The organism is Streptomyces sp. NPDC090127 (assembly GCF_044746945.1).
GTDB lineage: Bacteria > Actinomycetota > Actinomycetes > Streptomycetales > Streptomycetaceae > Streptomyces.
The window spans coordinates 832,325-852,327 of record NZ_JBIVDE010000001.1; the positions used below are offsets into that span (position 1 = coordinate 832,325).

16 protein-coding genes are annotated in these 20,003 nt (G+C 71.7%); 9 read left to right on the forward strand and 7 right to left on the reverse strand.

From position 1 onward, the window contains the following. The first annotated feature begins 65 nt into the window (after window positions 1-65). Window positions 66-716 (forward strand): lipoprotein, encoded by a 651-nt coding sequence (locus ACIPPS_RS03650; protein WP_401426338.1) that lies wholly within the window; start codon window positions 66-68, stop codon window positions 714-716. 118 nt (window positions 717-834) lie between these two features. On the opposite strand, the gene ACIPPS_RS03655 is transcribed toward ACIPPS_RS03650, so the two are convergent. Next, window positions 835-2,361 (reverse strand): ricin-type beta-trefoil lectin domain protein, encoded by a 1,527-nt coding sequence (locus ACIPPS_RS03655; RefSeq protein ID WP_401426340.1) that lies wholly within the window; start codon window positions 2,359-2,361, stop codon window positions 835-837. 105 nt (window positions 2,362-2,466) lie between these two features. Between ACIPPS_RS03655 and ACIPPS_RS03660 the strand changes: the two genes are divergently transcribed. The 3 genes from ACIPPS_RS03660 (at window position 2,467) to ACIPPS_RS03670 (ending at window position 6,844) form a co-directional block, all read left to right on the forward strand. After that, window positions 2,467-3,870 (forward strand): class II fumarate hydratase, encoded by a 1,404-nt coding sequence (locus tag ACIPPS_RS03660; protein WP_401426342.1) that lies wholly within the window; start codon window positions 2,467-2,469, stop codon window positions 3,868-3,870. Between the two features lie 44 nt (window positions 3,871-3,914). After that, the gene (locus ACIPPS_RS03665; RefSeq protein ID WP_401426345.1) at window positions 3,915-4,580 is read left to right on the forward strand and encodes a DUF402 domain-containing protein; all 666 of its coding nucleotides are present in this window, start codon (window positions 3,915-3,917) and stop codon (window positions 4,578-4,580) included. 290 nt (window positions 4,581-4,870) lie between these two features. Further along, window positions 4,871-6,844: a SpoIIE family protein phosphatase gene (locus ACIPPS_RS03670; protein WP_401426347.1), complete on the forward strand. Its 1,974-nt coding sequence runs from the start codon at window positions 4,871-4,873 to the stop codon at window positions 6,842-6,844. A 61-nt stretch (window positions 6,845-6,905) separates the two neighbouring features. Here ACIPPS_RS03670 and ACIPPS_RS03675 read toward each other — a convergent pair whose 3' ends face one another. Beyond that, complete coding sequence (locus ACIPPS_RS03675; protein ID WP_401426349.1) at window positions 6,906-9,113, reverse strand: transglycosylase domain-containing protein; 2,208 nt, start codon at window positions 9,111-9,113, stop codon at window positions 6,906-6,908. A gap of 250 nt (window positions 9,114-9,363) precedes the next feature. On the opposite strand from ACIPPS_RS03675, the gene ACIPPS_RS03680 reads away from it, so the two are divergent. Genes ACIPPS_RS03680 through ACIPPS_RS03690 form a run of 3 tightly spaced genes read left to right on the forward strand, consistent with a single transcriptional unit; the run spans window position 9,364 to window position 12,916 of the window. Continuing rightward, the gene (locus tag ACIPPS_RS03680; protein WP_401426352.1) at window positions 9,364-9,888 is read left to right on the forward strand and encodes a PadR family transcriptional regulator; all 525 of its coding nucleotides are present in this window, start codon (window positions 9,364-9,366) and stop codon (window positions 9,886-9,888) included. Then, the gene (locus ACIPPS_RS03685) at window positions 9,885-10,568 is read left to right on the forward strand and encodes an ABC transporter ATP-binding protein (RefSeq protein ID WP_401426355.1); all 684 of its coding nucleotides are present in this window, start codon (window positions 9,885-9,887) and stop codon (window positions 10,566-10,568) included. Before ACIPPS_RS03680 ends, ACIPPS_RS03685 begins: the two co-directional genes overlap by 4 nt. Further along, window positions 10,565-12,916, forward strand: coding sequence for an FtsX-like permease family protein (locus ACIPPS_RS03690; protein ID WP_401426357.1), 2,352 nt, complete (start codon window positions 10,565-10,567; stop codon window positions 12,914-12,916). Before ACIPPS_RS03685 ends, ACIPPS_RS03690 begins: the two co-directional genes overlap by 4 nt. 60 nt (window positions 12,917-12,976) lie before the next feature. On the opposite strand, the gene ACIPPS_RS03695 is transcribed toward ACIPPS_RS03690, so the two are convergent. After that, the gene (locus ACIPPS_RS03695; protein WP_401426360.1) at window positions 12,977-13,927 is read right to left on the reverse strand and encodes a hydrogen peroxide-inducible genes activator; all 951 of its coding nucleotides are present in this window, start codon (window positions 13,925-13,927) and stop codon (window positions 12,977-12,979) included. A gap of 132 nt (window positions 13,928-14,059) precedes the next feature. Between ACIPPS_RS03695 and ACIPPS_RS03700 the strand changes: the two genes are divergently transcribed. Together ACIPPS_RS03700 and ACIPPS_RS03705 are read left to right on the forward strand one after the other, a co-directional pair. Next, on the forward strand, window positions 14,060-14,614 hold the full coding sequence (locus tag ACIPPS_RS03700; protein ID WP_401426362.1) for a peroxiredoxin: 555 nt from the start codon (window positions 14,060-14,062) through the stop codon (window positions 14,612-14,614). A gap of 6 nt (window positions 14,615-14,620) precedes the next feature. Further along, on the forward strand, window positions 14,621-15,154 hold the full coding sequence (locus ACIPPS_RS03705; RefSeq protein WP_401426364.1) for an alkyl hydroperoxide reductase: 534 nt from the start codon (window positions 14,621-14,623) through the stop codon (window positions 15,152-15,154). Window positions 15,155-15,207: 53 nt separating this feature from the next. Here ACIPPS_RS03705 and ACIPPS_RS03710 read toward each other — a convergent pair whose 3' ends face one another. The 4 genes from ACIPPS_RS03710 to ACIPPS_RS03725 form a co-directional block, all read right to left on the reverse strand. After that, the gene (locus ACIPPS_RS03710) at window positions 15,208-15,909 is read right to left on the reverse strand and encodes a hypothetical protein (protein WP_401426366.1); all 702 of its coding nucleotides are present in this window, start codon (window positions 15,907-15,909) and stop codon (window positions 15,208-15,210) included. Further along, window positions 15,906-17,429 (reverse strand): AI-2E family transporter, encoded by a 1,524-nt coding sequence (locus ACIPPS_RS03715; protein ID WP_401426368.1) that lies wholly within the window; start codon window positions 17,427-17,429, stop codon window positions 15,906-15,908. Before ACIPPS_RS03715 ends, ACIPPS_RS03710 begins: the two co-directional genes overlap by 4 nt. A gap of 115 nt (window positions 17,430-17,544) precedes the next feature. Further along, complete coding sequence (locus tag ACIPPS_RS03720; RefSeq protein ID WP_401426370.1) at window positions 17,545-18,234, reverse strand: transglycosylase SLT domain-containing protein; 690 nt, start codon at window positions 18,232-18,234, stop codon at window positions 17,545-17,547. Between the two features lie 412 nt (window positions 18,235-18,646). Beyond that, window positions 18,647-19,969: a PhoH family protein gene (locus tag ACIPPS_RS03725; RefSeq protein WP_401426372.1), complete on the reverse strand. Its 1,323-nt coding sequence runs from the start codon at window positions 19,967-19,969 to the stop codon at window positions 18,647-18,649. Between the last annotated feature and the right edge of the window lie 34 nt (window positions 19,970-20,003).

The following is a 20,003-nucleotide window of genomic DNA, read 5'->3' on the forward strand; positions in this document are numbered from 1 at the left end:
TCGACGGCACCGCCCGGGGCCACCGCCCGGCGGTGCCGGTCACCCCTCGGGATAATCTCGCGCGCATGAGACATCCGATACGGGTCCTGCTCCCCGCCCTCGCCTCGCTCGCGGCGCTCGGCACACTGACCGGCTGCCTGGGCACCGAGGCGGAGCCCGACCTCGGGGCACGGCCCGCGCAGTCCCCCACCGCCACCAGCACCGCCGGCACCGCCGTCGCCACCGAGGTGGCCGCCGGGTCGGTCGGGGCGGCCGGGAGCGCCTGTGAACTGCCGGTCTCCTTCGGCCTGGCGGCGGACTGGAAGCCGCAGGCCGTACGGGCGACCGACGACGAGGCGTTCGCCGTCCTGGGCAAGCAGGGGCCCGCGACGATGGTCTGCGAGATCGACGCGAAGCCGGCCGGCGCCATCGGCTACCTGCGGGTGTGGTCGGCCGGTACGGGCCCGGCCCGTACCGCGCTCGAAGGGTTCGTGAAGGCGGAGCAGAACACCTCCAAGGTCTCCTACCGGGAGACGAAGGCCGGCGCGCTGCCGGCCGTGGAGGTGACCTACACCGTCGCCAACGAGCTGATGGAGGAGTCGAAGGAGGAGCGCGCCTTCGCGGTGACCGCCCCGAAGGGGACGGTGATCGTCCACCTCGGTGGGCTCGACACCCAGGAGCACCGCGCGATGCTCCCGGCGTACGAACTGGCCCGGACCTCGGTCCAGGGCCGCTGAGACCTCCGAGACCTCTTGCCGCCGAGACCTCTTGCCGCCGAGCCTCCGAGGCCTCGTGGCGTGCACGGACATGACCGTGGCCCCCGTCCCGCACCGGACGGGGGCCACGGCGTCCGTGTCAGGCGAACCGCTGGTTCGCCGAGCCGTCGCAGGTCTGCAGCCGCAGCGGCTGCTTCGCCGCCGCCTGGGTGAGGCAGAGCCCGGTCGCGGCCGCCGGCCGGATCGTCGCCCCGTCCCGTACGAACGTCTGGTTCGCGGCGCCCGAGCAGTTCCAGAGGACCAGTGCCTCGCCCGTCCGGTAGCGCGCGCCCGGCACGTCCAGGCAACGGTCCTGGGTCAGCTCCGTGTGGAGGGTCCGGCGGGTGGAGTCGTACCACCAGCCCTGGTTGCGGCCGCCGTGGCAGTCCCAGCCGAGGACGGCGGTGCCGTTGGCGCTTGCGGAGGCGTTCACGTCCACGCAGTTGCCGGTGGCCTGGTTCTTCAGCGGCTTGTAGACGTCGTCCCAGGCGTACGGGAAGAGGGTCAGCGTCCCGCTGGAGTTGACGTCCGCGCAACTCGCCTCACGCAGGCCCGAGTTGTAGATCTGGGTGAGGCAGGAGGCGAAGGCGCGGTGGCCGGCCGCGTTCGGGTGGAAGGACTGGCGGACGGAGTTCTCGTCCGGGGTGCCGGGCTTGGAGAGGTCGATGTACAGGCCGCGGGCCCAGGAGTCCTCCATGCAGACCTCGTGGCCGTGGAAGAGCCGGGAGTTGTCCAGATAGGTCGCCCCGGTGTTCGCGGCGGCCCTGCGCATCCCGCGCTCGAAGGCGGGGACGGCGGTGTTGCGGCCCCACACGGTGTCGGAGTCGTAGCCGAGGCCGCCGCAGACGAGCTTGCCGGGGAAGTTCGGGTTGTCCTTGAAGTCGGGGCCGATGGGGCTCGGGTAGCCCATGACGACGAGCTTGTAGGCGCCGTCGGCGTACCCGGCGTCGCGCATCACGGTCTTCAGGTCGCGCACGGTCTGCTCGACCTTGGGGACGAGGGCGTCGACCCGGGCCTGCCAGCCGCCGGCGTACTTCGGCTCGCACGGGCCCTGGAGGGTCAGGTACCGCGTGACGCAGTCCGTCATCACGGGCCCGAACTGGAGGTCGTCGTTGGCGCCGGCGACCAGCACGACCATCTTGATGCGGGTGTTGCGGGCCTTGACGGCCAGGTTGTCGCTCTGGACGAGCTCGTCGGCGTACTGCTTCGAGCCACCGATCCGGATGTTGCCGGTGTAGCCGCCGGAACAGGACACGTTGAACGTGAGGTCCGCGGCGACCTGGGTGCGGTGGATGGCGGCGTCGGGCGAGCGGTGGCACCAGTTGGTCGGCCCGTTGGTGGGGGGCTCGTACGTGCCGACGCCCTCGCCGGAGATCTCGCTGTCGCCGAGCGAGATCAGCCCGGTCCTGCGCTGCGCGAGCGGGCGCTCCTCGGGGCTGCCGTAGATCGCGGTGGCCTCGGCGGCGCGGACGGCCTCGAGCTCGGGCGGGAGCGGTACGGAGGAGACCGTACGGGCGGTGGCCTCGGCCGCGCCCGCGGGGGCGACGGCCGTCATGGATCCGAAGGCCGCGGCGGCTGCGGCCGTGACCGCGATCGCCCAACGGAGTCTGTACCTGGTGCGCCTCATTGCGCCTCCTGGAAGTGGGGTTACCCACGGTTTTTACTGGCCGGTAGACGCAATGGGAATAGGCAGAACAAGACAAGTGCTCACCTTTGCATGGAGGTTGACGTCATGAGCGACGACACGAACGGGTTCCGGATCGAGCACGACTCGATGGGCGAGGTGCGGGTTCCCGCGCACGCCAAGTGGCGGGCCCAGACCCAGCGGGCGGTGGAGAACTTCCCCGTCTCGGGCCAGCGCCTGGAGCGCGCGCACATCGCGGCCCTGGCCCGGATCAAGGCGGCCGCCGCCAAGGTCAACGCCTCGCTGGGGGTGATCGACCAGGACCGCGCCGACGCCATCGTGGCCGCCGCCGCTGAGGTCGCCGACGGCCGCTGGGACGACCACTTCCCGGTCGACGTCTTCCAGACCGGCTCGGGCACCTCCTCCAACATGAACACCAACGAGGTCGTCGCCACGCTCGCCGGCGAGCGGCTCCCCGAGGGCCGCGAGGTCCACCCCAACGACCATGTGAACGCCTCGCAGTCGTCCAACGACGTCTTCCCGTCCTCCATCCACATCGCCGCCACGGCCGCCGTGACCGAGGACCTCGTCCCCGCGCTGGACCGGCTGGCCGCCGCCCTGGAGCGGAAATCGGCCGAATTCGCGGAGGTCGTGAAGTCCGGCCGTACGCACCTCATGGACGCCACGCCGGTGACGCTCGGCCAGGAGTTCGGGGGCTACGCCGCCCAGGTCCGGTACGGGATCGAGCGGCTGCACGCCTCGCTCCCCCGGCTCGCCGAACTCCCTCTCGGCGGTACGGCGGTGGGCACCGGCATCAACACGCCACCCGGCTTCTCGGCCGCGGTCATCGCCGAGCTCGTCGCGGCCACCGGCCTGCCGCTCACCGAGGCCCGCGACCACTTCGAGGCGCAGGGCGCCCGGGACGGGCTCGTGGAGACGTCCGGCCAGCTCAGGACCATCGCCGTCGGCCTCACCAAGATCTCCAACGACCTGCGCTGGATGGCCAGCGGCCCGCGCACCGGCCTGGCCGAGATCAACCTCCCCGACCTCCAGCCCGGCTCCTCGATCATGCCCGGCAAGGTGAATCCGGTCATTCCCGAGGCCGTTCTGATGGTCGCCGCGCAGGTGACCGGAAACGACACCACGGTGGCGGTGGCCGGCGCGGCGGGGAACTTCGAGCTCAACGTGATGCTCCCGGTGATGGCCAAGAACCTGCTGGAGTCCGTACGACTCCTGGCCAATGCCGCGCGCCTGCTGGCCGACCGTACGGTCGACGGCATCACCGCCAACGTCGAACGGGCCCGTGAGTACGCCGAGTCCTCGCCCTCCGTCGTCACCCCGCTGAACAGGTACATCGGCTACGAGGAGGCGGCGAAGGTCGCCAAGCGATCCCTCGCCGAGCGCAGGACGATCCGCGAGGTCGTCCTGGACGGCGGGTACGTCGAGCGCGGCGACCTCACGATCGAACAGCTGGACGAGGCACTGGACGTGCTGCGTATGACTCATCCGTGACCTGCGCCGCAGCGGTACCGGAGCCGCGCCCCTAAGATCTGCGCATGACAGGATCGGACGGTTCTCAGCTCTGGGCGCCGGGGGACCACATCCTCTGGCGCTACCGCGGCAACGGCTCCGGCGACGTGCACATCTGCCGGCCGGTGACGGTGGTGCGCGACACCCCCGAGCTGCTCGCGGTCTGGATGGCGCCGGGCACCGAATGCGTCAAACCGGTGCTCGCCGACGGGACGCCCGTCCACGAGGAGCCGCTCGCCACCCGCTACACCGCCCCGCGCACCACCGCCCGCGCCCGCTGGGCCGGCGAGGGCGTGCTGAAGCTGGCCCGGCCCGGCGAGCCCTGGTCGGTCTGGCTCTTCTGGGAGCGCGGCTGGGAGTTCCGCAGCTGGTACGTGAACCTGGAGGAGCCGCGCAGCCGGTGGTCCGGCGGCGTCGACTCCGAGGACCACTTCCTCGACATCTCCGTCTACCCCGACCGCAGCTGGCTGTGGCGGGACGAGGACGAGTTCGCACAGGCCCAGCGGTCCGGTCTGATGGACGCGGCACAGGCCGCGCGGGTCCTGGCGGCGGGGGACGCGGCCGTGGAGACCGTCCGGGCCTGGGGCGCGCCGTTCCGTGACGGCTGGGAGGACTGGCGGCCCGATCCCGGCTGGACCGTGCCGGAGCTGCCTGCGGACTGGGATCGCACCCCGGCGCACACGGCTCCGTGAGACCCTTGATGCGCCCCCGGGGTGCAAACGTAGGATCGTCCTCCGCACCGCGGTGATCCACCGGACGAGGCGTCACACAGAGAGCACAGCGCAGGACCTGACCGTAAGTCATCCTTGAGGGGGAGAGCAGTGCCCGACGTCTGCCCGGGTGTGCCGACCCCTGTCGTAGCCGCTGCTCGCGGGGCATTCACATCCACCGTGCGCCAGGGGTTTAGCCCTCGTGAAGGCGCGGCATCGGCGAGAAGAGCGAGTGCATCGCACCACCGGCCCGGACGGACGGAATCCCACGCGTGACGGAGCATCCCACCTCCCACGAAGGCCGGCAGCCGCTGGCTGCCCGGCCGCATGAGCGCACCCGCCCCCGGCAGCAGGCGGCCGAGGCACCGGTGCCGGCCCCGTCGGGCGCGCCCGACGGCGGCGGCCGTCCCGTGCCCGGGCAGGGCGTCCCGCGCCCGGCACCGCCCGCCGGAGGCGGTGCGGCCGCCCAGCCGGGCGCGCCCGCGGCCGCCGTGGCCGTGACCGCGGCCCCCGGCGGACCGGCCGCTCCGGTCGCGCCGGACGTCGCCGCCGCACGCCGCGAGGGCGACCGGCTGCGGTTCGTCGGCGCCGCGACCCGGCGGATCGCGCGCGGGATCGACCTGGACGAGATCGTGCTCGGCCTGTGCCGGGCGACCGTGCCGACCTTCTCCGACGCGATCCTGGTCTATCTCCGCGACCCGCTCCCGGTGGGCGACGAGCGGCCGGTCGCGCCGTTCGTGCTGCGGCTGCGCCGCACCGACCGGCTGCGGTTAACGGACGTGGAGGGCGAGGAGCTGACGCTCGTCCCCGACCCGGACCCGACCCCCGCGGCCGAACTCTGCGAGGTGCGTTCCGGCGGGGCCCTCGCCGAGGTGCTGCGCGGTGTCCGGCCGGTCTTCGGCGACTCCGCCGCCGCCCGCGCCGCCCTGCCCGAGCTGCTGGGGTCCGAGCACACGCTGCCCCGTGGCCACCGGGCGATCCTGGCCCCGCTGCGGGGGCGGCGCCGGGTCATCGGCGCCGCGGTCTTCCTGCGCCGCCCCGAGCGGCCCGCCTTCGAGCCCAACGACCTGCTCGTCGCGGCGCAGCTCGCCACGCACACGGCGCTCGGCATCGACAAGGCCGTCCTGTACGGCCGTGAGGCGTACATCGCCGACGAGCTTCAGCGCACGATGCTGCCGGACTCGTTGCCGCAGCCCACCGGGGTCCGGCTCGCCTCCCGCTACCTCCCGGCCGCCGAGACGGCCCGGGTCGGCGGCGACTGGTACGACGCGATCCCGCTGCCCGGCAGCCGGGTGGCGCTCGTCGTCGGTGACGTCATGGGCCACTCCATGACCTCCGCCGCGATCATGGGCCAGCTGCGGACCACGGCGCAGACCCTGGCCGGTCTCGACCTGCCGCCGCAGGAGGTCCTGCACCACCTGGACGAGCAGGCCCAGCGCCTCGGCCAGGACCGGATGGCGACCTGCATGTACGCGGTGTACGACCCGGTCTCGCACCGCATCACCATCGCCAACGCGGGTCACCCGCCGCCGATACTGCTCCACCTCGGCGGCCGGGCCGAGGTCCTGCGGGTCCCGCCCGGGGCGCCGATCGGCGTGGGCGGGGTGGACTTCGAGGCGGTCGAGCTGGACGCCCCGGCGGGCGCCACGCTGCTCCTGTACACGGACGGTCTGGTGGAGTCCCGGCTGCGGGACGTGTGGACCGGGATAGAGCAGCTGCGGGAGCGCCTGGCCGCGACCGCGCAGCTGACCGGACCGGACCACTCGCCGCCGCTGGAAGCGCTCTGCGACGACATCCTCGACATGCTGGGCCCGGGCGACCGGGACGACGACATCGCGCTGCTCGCGGCCCGGTTCGACGGGATCGCGCCCAGTGACGTGGCGTACTGGTTCCTGGAACCGGAGGACGCGGCACCGGGGCGGGCTCGGCGGCTCGCCCGGCGGGCGCTGGCCCGCTGGGACCTGGAGGAGCTCACGGACTCGGTGGAGCTGCTGATCAGCGAGGTCGTGACGAACGCCGTGCGGTACGCGGAACGGCCGGTGACCCTGCGGCTGCTGAAGACCGACGTGCTGCGCTGCGAGGTCGGCGACGACTCGCCGCAGCTGCCGCGGCAGCGGCGGGCGCGGGACACGGACGAGGGCGGTCGCGGGCTGTTCCTGGTGAACCGGCTGGCGCGGCGGTGGGGGGCGACGCGGCTCTCGGGCGGCAAGGTCGTCTGGTTCGAACTGGCCACCAGGGCCACCTGAGGGGCGTACGACGAAGGCCGGCCCCTTCGCGGGTCCGGCCTTCTTCCTGTGACGCGTCACGTCACCGCGGCGGGCGCCCGTCGCTGTTCTCGCCGGCGCCGTCCTCGGCGCCGGGGTCCGGCGGGTCGATCGTCGGCGGCACCGGGTCCGTGGTCTTCGTGGGCGGCGGCGGCACCGTGATCGTGCCCGTCGGCAGCGGCGGCGTGGTGGCCGTCGAGGTCGGCGGGGGCGTCGGGTCCGGGGAGTCGGTGGTGGGCGGCGGGGTGGTCGTCGGGGCCTCGCCGGTCGGCGTCGAGGTCGGCTCGGGCTCCACGACCTCGTCACCGGAGCTGCCGTCGGTCTCCAGGTCGAAGCGGGCGTCGGAGCCGCCGTCGAGGGCCGCCGTGGTGTAGTCGCCCCAGATCTGGGCCGGGGTACGGCCGCCGTTGGCGCGGCCCTGGTTGATCGTGTCGGTGAGCGTGACCTGGTTGCCCTTGGGGTCCTCGCCGAAGAGGCCGACGGCGGTGACCAGTTCGGGGGTGTAGCCGACGAACCAGGCGGAGCGGTTGTTCTCCGAGGTGCCGGTCTTGCCCGCGGCGGCGTAGTCGCCGGCGGCCCGGGAGCCGGAGCCGTCGCGGACGACGCCGGTCATGGCCTTGGTGACGGTGTCGGCGGCCTCGCGGCTGATGACCTGGCTGCCGACCGACTTCACCGGGTCGGCCGTGCGGTCCTTGTGCTCGGCGGACTTCACGATGGTCGGGGTGACCTTCACGCCGTGGTTGGCGAGCGAGGCGTAGACGCCGGCCATGTCCCAGGTGGAGGCGCCCATGGTGCCGAGCGACATCGCCGGGGTCTCGCCGAAGTCGGGGCCGTCCTTCATGCCGAGGTCGAGCGCGGTCTTCTTGGTGTTGCCGACGCCGACGTCGACGATCATCTGCGCGTACACGGAGTTGATGGAGCTGTTGGTGGCCTTCTGGACGGTGACCGGGCCGTAGCTGCGGTCGTCCTCGTTCTCCGGGCTGAAGGGGACGGTGCTGCCGACGACCTTGCGCTGGCTGGTGCCGTCGTAGATCGTGCCGAGGCCGATCTTCCGGCCGTCCTGGGTGTCGGCGTCGTGGTCGAGGGCGGAGGCGAGGACGAGCGGCTTGAAGGTCGAGGCGGGCTGGTAGTCGCGGCGGGTGGCGTTCGACGTCCAGTGCTCGGTGGCGCCGATGCCGCCGTACAGGGCGAGTACCTTGCCGGTCTTCGGGTCGACGGAGGTGGCGCCGGCCTGGACGGTGGCGTCCTTCGTGTCGCCCTTGCGGTCGAGCTTCGCCTCCAGCTGCCGTTCGACCGCCTTGACCAGGTCCTTCTGCTTCTGCTCGTCGATGTTGAGGGTGATCGTCCAGCCGCCGGCCTTGATGTCCTCCTCGGGGATGCCCTGCCGCACCAGCTCCTGGTTGGCGGCCTCCACGAGGTAGCCGCGCTGACCCTCCATGCCGGGGGCCGGCTTGGCCTTCTGCGGGGCGGGGAACTTCATGCCGGCGCGCTCGGTCGCGTCGAGCCAGCCCTCCTCGACCATGTTGTCGAGGGTGTAGTTCCAGCGGGCCTCGACCAGCTTGCGGCCGGTCGGGGTGGCGGCGGTCCAGTCGTACTGGTTGGGGGCCTGGAGCAGGGAGGCGAGGTAGGCGCCCTGGGCGACGGTCAGCTTGCGGGCGTCGACGCCGTAGTACGACTGGGCGGCGGCCTGGATGCCGTACGCGCTGCGGCCGTAGTAGCTGGTGTTGATGTAGCCGGCGAGGATGTCCGGCTTCTTCATCTGCTGGTCGACCTTGAGCGCGATCACCATTTCCTTGAGCTTGCGGGTGACCGTCTGGTCCTGGTCCAGGTAGTAGTTCTTCACGTACTGCTGGGTGATGGTCGAACCACCCTGCTTGCCCTTGCCCGTGACCGTGTTCAGGGCGCCGCGCAGGGTGCCCTTGATGTCGATGCCGTTGTCCTTGTAGAAGGTCTTGTTCTCGGCGGCGACGAAGGAGTGCTGTACTCCGAGCGGGATCTTGTCCAGGCCGACGATCTCGCGGTTGATCTCGCCCGTGCGGGCGAGGATCTTGCCGTCGGCGTACTTGTACACGTTGCTCTGCATGGTCGCCTGGGCGTTGGCCTGCGGCACCGGGACCATCACGTAGACCGCGTAGAAGGCGCCCATCACGAGCAGGCAGCCGACGAAGAACGTGCCCAGGATCTTCTTCCAGGTGAAGAGGCGGCGTATCCGCCCGCCCTTCTTCCCCTGGCTCTTGTCCGCTCGGCCCATGTTCTCCGTCGCTCCGCTCGTCGTGGTGTCGGGCGGGTGCCCGCTCCGGATCAGCTCAGCAAGCTAACACCGCTGATGCAGACAAAGGGCGATCGATCCGTTCTTTCCGGACGTGACAATCAGCACCTGTCCCGGTGGAACCGACGCGTGGAACGCCCGGATGGTTGTGCGGCGCCGGTCACACTCACCCCTTCGGGCCCGTTCCGCCGGCTATACATCACGCGTATACACCCCGTGTACAGTGAGCGGCATGTCAATCGGACACACCCTCCTCGGACTCCTGGAGTCCGGTCCGCGCCACGGCTACGACCTCAAGCGCGCCTTCGACGAGAAGTTCGGACACGACCGCCCGCTGCACTACGGACAGGTCTACTCGACCATGTCCCGGCTGCTGAGGAACGGCCTGGTCGAGGTCGACGGCATCGAGGCCGGCGGCGGCCCCGAGCGGAAGCGGTACGCCATCACCGAGGCCGGTGTCACCGATGTCGCGCAGTGGATCGCCCGGCCCGAGAAGCCCGAGCCGTACCTCCAGTCCACGCTCTACACCAAGGTCGTCCTCGCCCTCCTCACCGGACGCGAGGCCGCCGAGGTGCTCGACGTGCAGCGGGCCGAGCACCTGCGGATGATGCGCGACCTGACCCGGCGCAAGAAGGACGGCGACCTCGCCGACCAGCTGATCTGCGACCACGCGCTCTTCCACCTCGAAGCCGATCTGCGCTGGCTCGAACTGACCGCCGCCCGCCTCGACCGGCTCGCCCAGGAGCTCCTGCGATGACCACCACTCCCCTCCTGCGGGCGAGCGGCCTGACCAAGTCGTACGGTCCCACCCCCGCGCTCTCCGGCGCCGACTTCGCCATCCGCGCCGGCGAGGTCGTCGCCGTGATGGGCCCCTCGGGCTCGGGCAAGTCCACGCTGCTGCACTGCCTCGCCGGGATCGTCCGACCCGACGCCGGCACCCTCACCTACGACGGGCGGGAGCTCACCACCCTGTCCGACAGCGCCCGCAGCGCGCTGCGCCGCACCGACTTCGGCTTCGTCTTCCAGTTCGGCCAGCTGGTGCCCGAACTGACCTGCGCCGAGAACGTCGCCCTGCCGCTCCGCCTGGGCGGCGAGCGGCGCAAGGCGGCCGAGGCCCGCGCCCGGGACTGGCTGGACCGGCTGGAGGTCGGCGACGTCGCCGGCAAGCGGCCCGGCGAGATATCCGGCGGCCAGGGCCAGCGGGTCGCCGTCGCCCGGTCCCTGGTCACCGCCCCGCGCGTGCTCTTCGCCGACGAACCGACCGGCGCACTGGACTCCCTCAACGGCGAGCGCGTGATGCAGCTGCTCACCGACGCGGCCCGGGACACCGGCGCCGCCGTCGTCCTGGTCACCCACGAGGCCCGGGTGGCCGCCTACTCGGACCGCGAGATCGTCGTCCGCGACGGCGCCGTGCGCGACGCGGAGTGGGCGGCATGAGGCTGCGTACCTGGACCCGCGATCTCGCGCTCGGCGCCCGGTTCGCGGTCACCGGCGGCCGGCGCGGCTGGATCCGGACGACCCTGACGGCCGTCGGCATCGGCCTCGGCGTGGCCCTGCTGCTCCTGGCCTCCTCCGTCCCGCACATGTCGTTCGCCCGCGAGGTCCGCGAGTCGCAGCGCAACGTCGACGCGAGCGGCGACCACCCGAACCCCACCAGGGACTCCTTCCTCTACGCCTCCCCCACCACCGTCTACCGCGGCGACCCCGTCAGCGGCCACGTCGTCCGCCCCGAGGGCCCGGACGCGCCCGTCCCGCCGGGCCTCGCGAAGATCCCCGGGCCGGGCGAGATGTGGGTCTCCCCCGCACTCGCCGACCTGCTCGGCTCCCCCGCGGGCGCCCTGCTCGGGGAACGGCTGCCGTACCGGATCACCGGCACCATCGGGGAGGCGGGCCTCATCGGCCCCGCCGAGCTGCGGTACGTCGCCGGCAGCGCCACCCTCACCACCGACACCTACGACGGCCGGGGCCGCGCCTACGGCTGGTCGGTGCCCGAGGAACCGCTGAACGCCTTCCTGCTGCTGCTCGTCGTCATCGCCTGCGTCGTCCTGCTCCTGCCGGTCCTCGTCTTCGTCGCGACCGCCGTCCGCTTCGGCGGCGAGCAGCGCGACCGGCGGCTCGCCGCGCTGCGGCTCGTCGGCGCGGACACGGCCATGGTGCGGCGGATCGCGGCCGGCGAGTCCCTGGCGAGCGCCCTGCTCGGACTCGGTCTCGGCGCCGCCTTCTTCACGGCAGGACGGCAGCTCGTCGGCCTGGTCACGGTGTGGGACGTCAACGCCTTCCCCTCCGACGTGGTGCCGCTGGCCCCGCTCGCCGCGCTGGTCCTCACCGTGGTGCCGGTCTCGGCGGTCGTGGTCACCCTCTTCGCGCTGCGCCGCGTCGCGATCGAACCGCTGGGTGTCGTACGAGCCGCCACGCCCCGCCCCCGCAGGCTCTGGTGGCGGCTGCTGCTCGTCGCGGCCGGGGCGGCGCTGCTGCTGCCGATGGCGGACGACGTCAACCTGCGGGACACCGCGATCGACACCGCCGGAGTCGCCACCGGCTCGACCCTCGCCCTCATCGGTCTCACCACGCTCCTGCCCTGGCTCGTGGAGGCCTGCGTCGCACGGCTCCGCGGCGGGCCGGTCGCCTGGCAACTGGCGACCCGCCGCCTGCAGGTGAGCAGCGGTACGGCGGCCAGGGCGGTCAGCGGCATCGTCGTCGCGGCGGCCGGGGCGATCGCGCTGCAGATGATGTTCCACGCGATGCAGAGCGACTTCATGAACCCGACGGGCATGGACACCGCGCGGGCGCAGATGCAGTCGTCGATCGACGCGAGGGACGGCGGGGAGGCCCGCGAGATGATCGAGAAGTTCTCCGGGACCGAGGGCGTCACCGGCGTGGTCGGCACGATCGAGTCGCACGCGTGGCGGCCGGGACCGCTGAGGAAGGGCGAGGACTTCGGCCCGATCACCTCGCTCGTGGTCGCCGACTGCCCCTCGCTCAAGGAGCTGGCGCGGCTGCCGTCGTGCACGGACGGCGACGTCTTCGTCGCCCTCGCCCACGGCCGGCAGGGCGGCGCACCCGACGACTGGGTCCGGCAGACCGCCTCGCCGGGGGCCGTGGTCGCGCTCCGGGACCCGCAGGAGCACCGGGGCGGCGCCCTGCCGACCTGGCGGATCCCGGAGTCGGCCCGCACGGTCGACGCGCGGCTCGACCCCGTCGGCTCCTACCAGTTCGGGATCTTCGCCACCCCCTCGGCGATCGACGTCGACCGTCTCGACGACGCGCGGGCGACCGCGATGGTGCGCGTCGACGCGTCGGTGCCGGACGCCGCCGAGCACGTACGGAACACGGCGGCGTCGATCGACGCCCTGGCCTGGGTCCGCACCCTGCAGGACACCGAACGGGACGCGCAGTACACCAGCGTGCGCACCGGCATCCTGGCCGGCGCCACCGCGACGATGCTGCTGGTCGCGGCCTCGCTCCTGGTCACCACCGTGGAGCAACTGCGGGACCGCAAGCGGCTGCTGTCCTCGCTGGTCGCCTTCGGTACCCGGCGCACCACTCTGTGCCTGTCGGTCCTGTGGCAGACGGCGGTCCCGATCGGCCTCGGTCTGGCGCTCGCCGTCGCGGGCGGACTGGGGCTCGGCGTGGTGCTCCTGAAGATGATCGGCAAGCAGGTCGTGGACTGGTGGGTGTTCCTGCCGGTGACCGGCGTCGGCGCGGCGATGGTGGCGGCCGTGACCCTGCTGTCCCTGCCCCCGCTGTGGCGCCTGACCAGGGCGGACGGCCTCAGGACGGAGTAGGCGACGGCGACGGCTCGCCACGGGAGGGGGCGCCGGCCCCGAGGTCAGCCGGTCTCGAGATCAGCCGGCCCCCACCACCCGTACCGGCAGGCGTCCCATCGCGCCGCGCAGCGCCTCGGCCAGCTCCTCGAACTCGGCCTGGCGGGCCGCGCCCGTGCGCATCGCGAGGGCCACCTGACGGGTGGGCGCGGGATCGGTGAAGCGGCCGGTGAACAGGGCCGCGTTGTACGCGGTCTCGACCTGGACGGCCGTGCGCGGCAGCAGGGTCACCCCGAGCCCGCCCGCCACCAGCTGCACGAGCGTGGACAGCCCGGCCGCGGTCGTGGTGACCGGCGCCCCGTCCGTGCGCCCGGCCTCCCGGCAGATGTCGAGGGCCTGGTCGCGCAGGCAGTGCCCCTCGTCGAGGAGCAGCAGGTTGAGCTCCTTGAGGGCCTCACGCGGGATGTCGTCCCGGCCGGCCAGCGGATGTCCCTGCGGGGTGACGAGGACGAAGTCCTCGTCGAAGAGCGGGAGTTCGGTGACCCCGGGCACGCCGAGCGGCACGGCGAGCAGCAGCAGGTCGAGCCGCCCGGCCGCGAGCCCCTCCAGGAGCGAGGAGGTCTGCTCCTCGTGGACCTGGAGGTCCAGCTCCGGGTAGCGCTCGTGCACCAGGCTCAGGACGGTGGGCAGCAGGTACGGGGCGACGGTCGGGATCACCCCGAGCCGCAGCACCCCGGTGAACGGGGCCTGCGCCGCCTCGGCCTCCTCCGTCAGCTCGGCCACGGCGTCCAGCACGGCCCGGGCCCGGGCCGCGAGCCGTTCCCCGGCGGGCGAGAGCAGTACCTTCCGCGTCGTACGCTCGAGGAGCTGGACACCGAGTGCCTCTTCGAGCGCCGAGACCGCGCCCGAGAGCGCCGGCTGGCTCATTCCGATCGCCGCCGCCGCATCGCGGAAGTGCAGATGCTCCGCGACCGCCGCGAAGGCTCTGAGCTGGGACAAGCTGGGCTGCTTCACGCGCCGCACCGAAACCACTGATAACCACCTTCGATCAACGCGACCCAGTCTAGCTATTTCACTGATCAATGCACTCCGTGCCAGGATGAGAACCGTCCAACCCCTCACGGAAGACCCCAAAAGGGATCTTCCAACCTGCAAGGAGAGCGCGTGCTCACTGTCGGTGACCAGTTCCCCACCTACGACCTGACCGCCTGCGTGTCGCTGGAGAGCGGCAAGGAGTTCGAGCAGATCGACCACAAGTCCTACGAGGGCAAGTGGCGTGTGGTGTTCTTCTGGCCGAAGGACTTCACTTTCGTCTGCCCGACCGAGATCGCCGCCTTCGGCAAGCTGAACGACGAGTTCGCGGACCGCGACGCCCAGATCCTCGGCGCCTCCGGCGACTCCGAGTTCGTCCACCACGCCTGGCGCAAGGACCACGCCGACCTGCGTGACCTGCCCTTCCCGATGCTCGCCGACTCCAAGCACGAGCTCATGCGCGACTGCGGTGTCGAGGGCGAGGACGGCTTCGCCCAGCGCGCCGTCTTCATCGTGGACCCGAACAACGAGATCCAGTTCACCATGGTGACCGCCGGCTCCGTGGGCCGTAACCCCAAGGAGGTCCTGCGGGTCCTCGACGCCCTGCAGACCGACGAGCTGTGCCCGTGCAACTGGACCAAGGGCGAGACGACCCTCGACCCGGTCGCGCTCCTGTCGGGCGAGTGATCTGACATGGCTCTCGACGCACTCAAGTCCGCCGTCCCGGACTTCGCCAAGGACCTGAAGCTGAACCTCGGCTCGGTCATCGGCAACAGCGAGCTCCCGCAGCAGCAGCTCTGGGGCACGGTCCTGGCCTGCGCGATCGCCTCGCGCTCGCCGAAGGTCCTCGCGGAGCTGGAGCCGGAGGCCAAGGCCAACCTCAAGCCGGAGGCGTACACGGCGGCCAAGTCCGCCGCCGCGATCATGGCGATGAACAACGTCTTCTACCGCACCCGGCACCTGCTGTCGGACCCGGAGTACGGGACGATGCGCGCCGGCCTGCGGATGAACGTCATCGGCAACCCGGGGGTCGAGAAGGTCGACTTCGAGCTGTGGTCGCTGGCCGTCTCGGCGATCAACGGCTGCGGCCAGTGCCTGGACTCGCACGAGCAGGTCCTGCGTAAGGCCGGCGTCGACCGCGAGACGATCCAGGAGGCCGTCAAGATCGCCTCGGTGATCCAGGCGGTCGGCGTCACGCTGGACGCGGAGGCGCTCATCGCCGAGTGAGGCGTACGCGTGGCATGAGGAGGGCCCCGGGGCATCGCGCCCCGGGGCCTTCGTCATGTCTTCAGTGCGGCCATCAGGTCGGCGAGGTCCTGGGCGAGCGCGGCCTCGATGCCGGAGAGGTCGACCTTCTCGGTGATCGGGGTGGCCTCGGCCTTCTCCACGTCCCAGCTCTGCTGGACGCTGATCCAGATCTCCAGCTCGGCCTGGCCGTCGAGGACGCGCATCCAGGCCCCGGCGTCGCCGTCCTCCCGCTGGAAGAAGGCCCGCTCGCCGAGTCCCGGGTACGGCTTGGCCTCCGATTCCAGATCGCCGAGTCGCGCCTCGAACTCCGGCTCCGGGTCGGTCACCTTGTGCAGGTCGTACAGGACGGTGGCGCCGTAGCCCGTGTCGGCCGACCCCAGGGTGACCGAGCACCGCGCCCGGTCCAGGGCCGGGTGCCGGTCCGTCGGGCTGCCGCGGTCCACCGACTGCTTCCCGAGCATGCCCGAGAGCGCCTTCAGTTCGGCCTTCTCACAGAGGTGCTCGACCGTGCGGTATCCCCCGAGATCGGGGCCGTGCGACTGGCTCCGCTCGTACGCGACGAGCCCGCCGGCCCACACCGCCGACGCCACGGCCGCGCCGCCGACCGCCCACAGCCAGGGGCCGCGCGGGCGGGGCGGCTTCGGCTCTCGCGGCTCCGGCGCGAGCAGCTGCGGGGCGAGCAGCTGCGGGGCCGGGAAGCCGTCGCCGCCGTCCAGTTCCGGTTCGGATATCACGCGTCGTCGTCCCGGTCCCTGGAGCCGGGCGCGGGTGTGGGCGCCACCGCCCAGGCCGTCGCGCCGCGGGGCTCCGGCGTGGAGAGCAGCGCCTGTTCGTGGCTGTACGCGCGCAGGTAGCCGACCGCGGTGTTGACGACGGCGACCAGCGGTACGGCGACCACCGCGCCGCCGATGCCCGCCGTCAGGCCGCCGGCCGCGACCGCGAGGACGACCGCCAGCGGATGGACGCGTACCGCTCGGCCGAGGATGAACGGCTGCAGCACATGGCCCTCGATCTGCTGCACGGCAAGGACCACGACCAGGACCATCAGGGCGGTGAACACGCCGTTGGTGACCAGGGCGACGACGACCGCGAGCGCGCCGGAGATCACCGCGCCGACGAGCGGGATGAAGGCGAACAGGAAGATGAAGACGGCGAGCGGCACGGCCATCGGGACGTCCAGGAAGTACAGGCCGAGCCCGATGAACACCGCGTCGATCAGCGCCACGAGCACCGTGCCCCGCACATAGGCGGTCAGTGTCCGCCAGGCCCTCGGCCCGGCGCCCGCGACACCGGGCCGCGCCTGCGCGGGCACCAGCTTGAGCGTCCACTGCCAGACCTTCTTCCCGTCGTAGAGGAGGAAGAGGGTCGAGAACATCGCGAGCAGTATCCCGGTGATCGCCTCGATGATGACGGTCACGCCCTGCAGACCGGCGGAGGTGATCTGCTCGGTGTTCGCGCCGATGGTGTCGCTGAGGTTCTTGGCGATGTCGTTGATCTGGTTCTCGGTCACATGGAACGGGCTGTCGAGGAGCCAGCGCTTCAGCTCCTCGATGCCGTCCCGGACGCGGTCCGAGAGGTTGTCGATGTTGTCCATGACCTGCCAGACCACGAACCAGCCGACCAGGCCCATGATCACGAACCCGGAGACGGCGGTGACGGCCGTGGCCACCCCGCGCGGCAGCCCCATCCCGCGCAGCCGGGCGACGGTCGGCTGGAGCAGGGCGGTGATGAGCAGCGCGGCGACGAAGGCGAGGACGACCAGCTGCACCGAGCTGATCACCTTCATCAGCACCCAGAGCGTGCCCGCGAGCACGAGCAGCCGCCAGCCGGCTTCGGCGGCGACCCGCATGCCCCACGGGATCGCGGCGACCGGGTCGGGACGCGCGGCGACGGCCGGCGCGTAGTCGGGCGGCGCGGGCACGGACGCGGCGACCTCCGTCTTCGGCGCCCGCCGTCCCGGCCACCGCTCGACGGCCGACTCCCGCGACGCGTCCTTGCCGGCGTCGGGCGCGGTGCCCGGGGCGCCGCCCGCGGCCGCTCCCGTACCGCCGTCACCGCCGCCCACGCCGGCACCGTCACCGACGCCCGCTTCCGTACGCTCGTCCCGGGACGGCACTTCTCCGCCACCGCTGCCCGAGGGCTCGTCGCCCATCTCGTGCTCGCGCTCCGCGCGGGCGCGACGCTCGTCCAGGCGCTCGCCCATGCGGCTGAGTCCATCGCCCAGCCGGCTCAGCCATCCTGGCAGTCTCGACATCTTGTTTCCCTCTCCCCCGTCCACTCCCCCGGGAGCACGTCTGCCCGAACCTACACGCATGAAGCCCCCCACCGTAGGACGGTGAGGGGCTCAGCGAGGTTGAGAGCACCGGTACTCAGTACCAGCGGTTGGCCTGCCAGAAGTTCCACGCGCCACAGGGGCTGTCGTAGCGGTTGTTCATGTAGTTCAGGCCCCACTTGATCTGGGTGGCCGGGTTCGTCTGCCAGTCGGCGCCGGCCGACGACATCTTCGAACCCGGAAGGGCCTGGACGAGACCGTACGCGCCGGAAGACGGGTTGGTCGCGCGGTAGTTCCAGCCGGACTCGTGGTCCACGATGTTGCTGAAGCACTGGAACTGCGAGGCGGGGATCATCTGGCGGGCGATCGCCTTGACCTCGGCGATGGAGTAGGAGCCCTGCGCCGAGAAGCTCGTCGCGTCACGGACCGAGGAACGCTCGGCGCGCTCCGCGGCCTCCTTGCGCTCCTTCTCCGCCTTGTCGGCAGCCTTCTTCTTCGCCTCGGCGTCCTTGGCGGCCTGGATGCGGGCGGATTCCTCCGCGGACTTCTTCGCGGCCGAGTCGGCCGCGGCGGCCTGGACGTCGGCCTGCTCGGAGAGCGAGGAGACCTGTACCTGGGCCTGCTCGCCCACGGGAATGTCCGCGAGCAGCGTGGTGTCGGCCGCGGTGGCCTCGAAGTTGTCGCCCGAGGGCTGGGTGTCGCCCGAGGCAACACCCACGACGGCGCCGACGGTGGTGACCGCAGTGGCCGAAGCCACCGCGAATCCCCGGACCGAGATCCGGCTCACACGGTTTCCTTCCAGCATCGCCCACACAGGTGACCAAGCGGGCGAAATCGTGCCCCTTGCGCTGGTCTCCGACGTACTGGGTCACAGAAGACACGGGCCCGTGGTGCTGTGGGCGGCATACGGCGAACGGCTGTTGAGTTGTGTGGTGCCGTACCCCTAGGGGTACGCGTGGGCCGTATGCGGGGCCTGACGGAAGCAAGACTCTGCCGGACCGCGACACCGCAAGGCAATTCTGCGTTGCGTGTGAAAGCTCACACCTCGTAAGTCGCGGAAGTTTTCCCTGGTTCACCGGACAGCACGACGCCGCCCGGCTAAGCTCCTGCGCTCTGCCGGGCGGCGCCAACTCCCGTACCCGTACGGGATCGTGCTTACCGGGCCAACCAGATCAATCGGATCAATCAGCCCTGTCTACTCAGATCTGACCGTCCTCCAGCATTTCGGTCACCAGTGCGGCGATCTGCGAGCGCTCCGAACGCGTCAGCGTGACGTGCGCGAAGAGCGGATGCCCCTTCAGCTTCTCGACGACGGCGACGACTCCGTCGTACCGGCCGACCCGCAGGTTGTCGCGCTGGGCGACGTCGTGGGTCAGCACGACACGGGAGTTCGCCCCGATCCGGGACAACACGGTCAGCAGGACGTTCCGCTCCAGGGACTGGGCCTCGTCGACGATGACGAACGCGTCGTGGAGGGAACGGCCGCGGATGTGCGTGAGCGGCAGGACCTCCAGCATCCCGCGCCCCAGCACCTCCTCGATGACCTCACGGCCCGCCACGGCCGAGAGGGTGTCGAAGACCGCCTGCGCCCAGGGGCTCATCTTCTCGGCCTCGCTGCCCGGCAGATAGCCGAGCTCCTGGCCGCCGACCGCGTACAGCGGGCGGAACACCATCACCTTCTGGTGCTGCCGGCGCTCCAGGACCGCCTCCAGGCCCGCGCAGAGGGCCAGCGCCGACTTGCCGGTGCCGGCCCGGCCGCCCATCGAGATGATCCCGACGTCCGGGTCGAGGAGCAGGTCGAGCGCGATCCGCTGCTCGGCGCTACGGCCCCGGATGCCGAACACCTCCCGGTCGCCGCGGACCAGCCGGACGTTGCCCTCCGCCGTGATCCGGCCGAGTGCCTTGCCCCGCTCGGACTGCAGGACCAGACCCGTGTGCACCGGAAGCTCGGCGGCCTCCGGCACGTACAGCGTCTCCTGGTCGAAGAGGATGTCCACCTGATCGGCGGAGAGCGCCAGTTCGGACATTCCGGTCCAACCGGAGTCCGTGATGGCGAGCTCCGCGCGGTACTCCTCGGCGAGGAGTCCGACCGAGGACGCCTTGATGCGCAGCGGCAGGTCCTTGGAGACGACCGTGACGTCGTATCCCTCGGCCTGCAGATTGCGCGCGACGGCCAGGATCCGGGAGTCGTTGTCCCCGAGGCGGTAGCCCGCCGGGAGGACACCGGGGTCCGAATGGTTCAGCTCGACACGCAGGGTGCCGCCCAGATCCCCGATGGGGAGCGGCGAGTCCAGGCGCCCGTACCGGACCCGGAAGTCGTCCAGGAGGCGCAGGGCCGCCCGGGCGAAGTAGCCGAGCTCGGGGTGGTGCCGCTTGGCCTCCAACTCGGTGACCACGACGATCGGGAGCACGACCTCGTGCTCGTCGAACCGTGACACGGCGTTGGGGTCGGCCAGCAGGACGCTGGTGTCGAGTACGTAGGTGCGCCTGTCGGACAAGCGGCGCTTAGTGCTGGTCACCACGGAAGGACAGACCCCCTTTGACGACCCCTGAGAG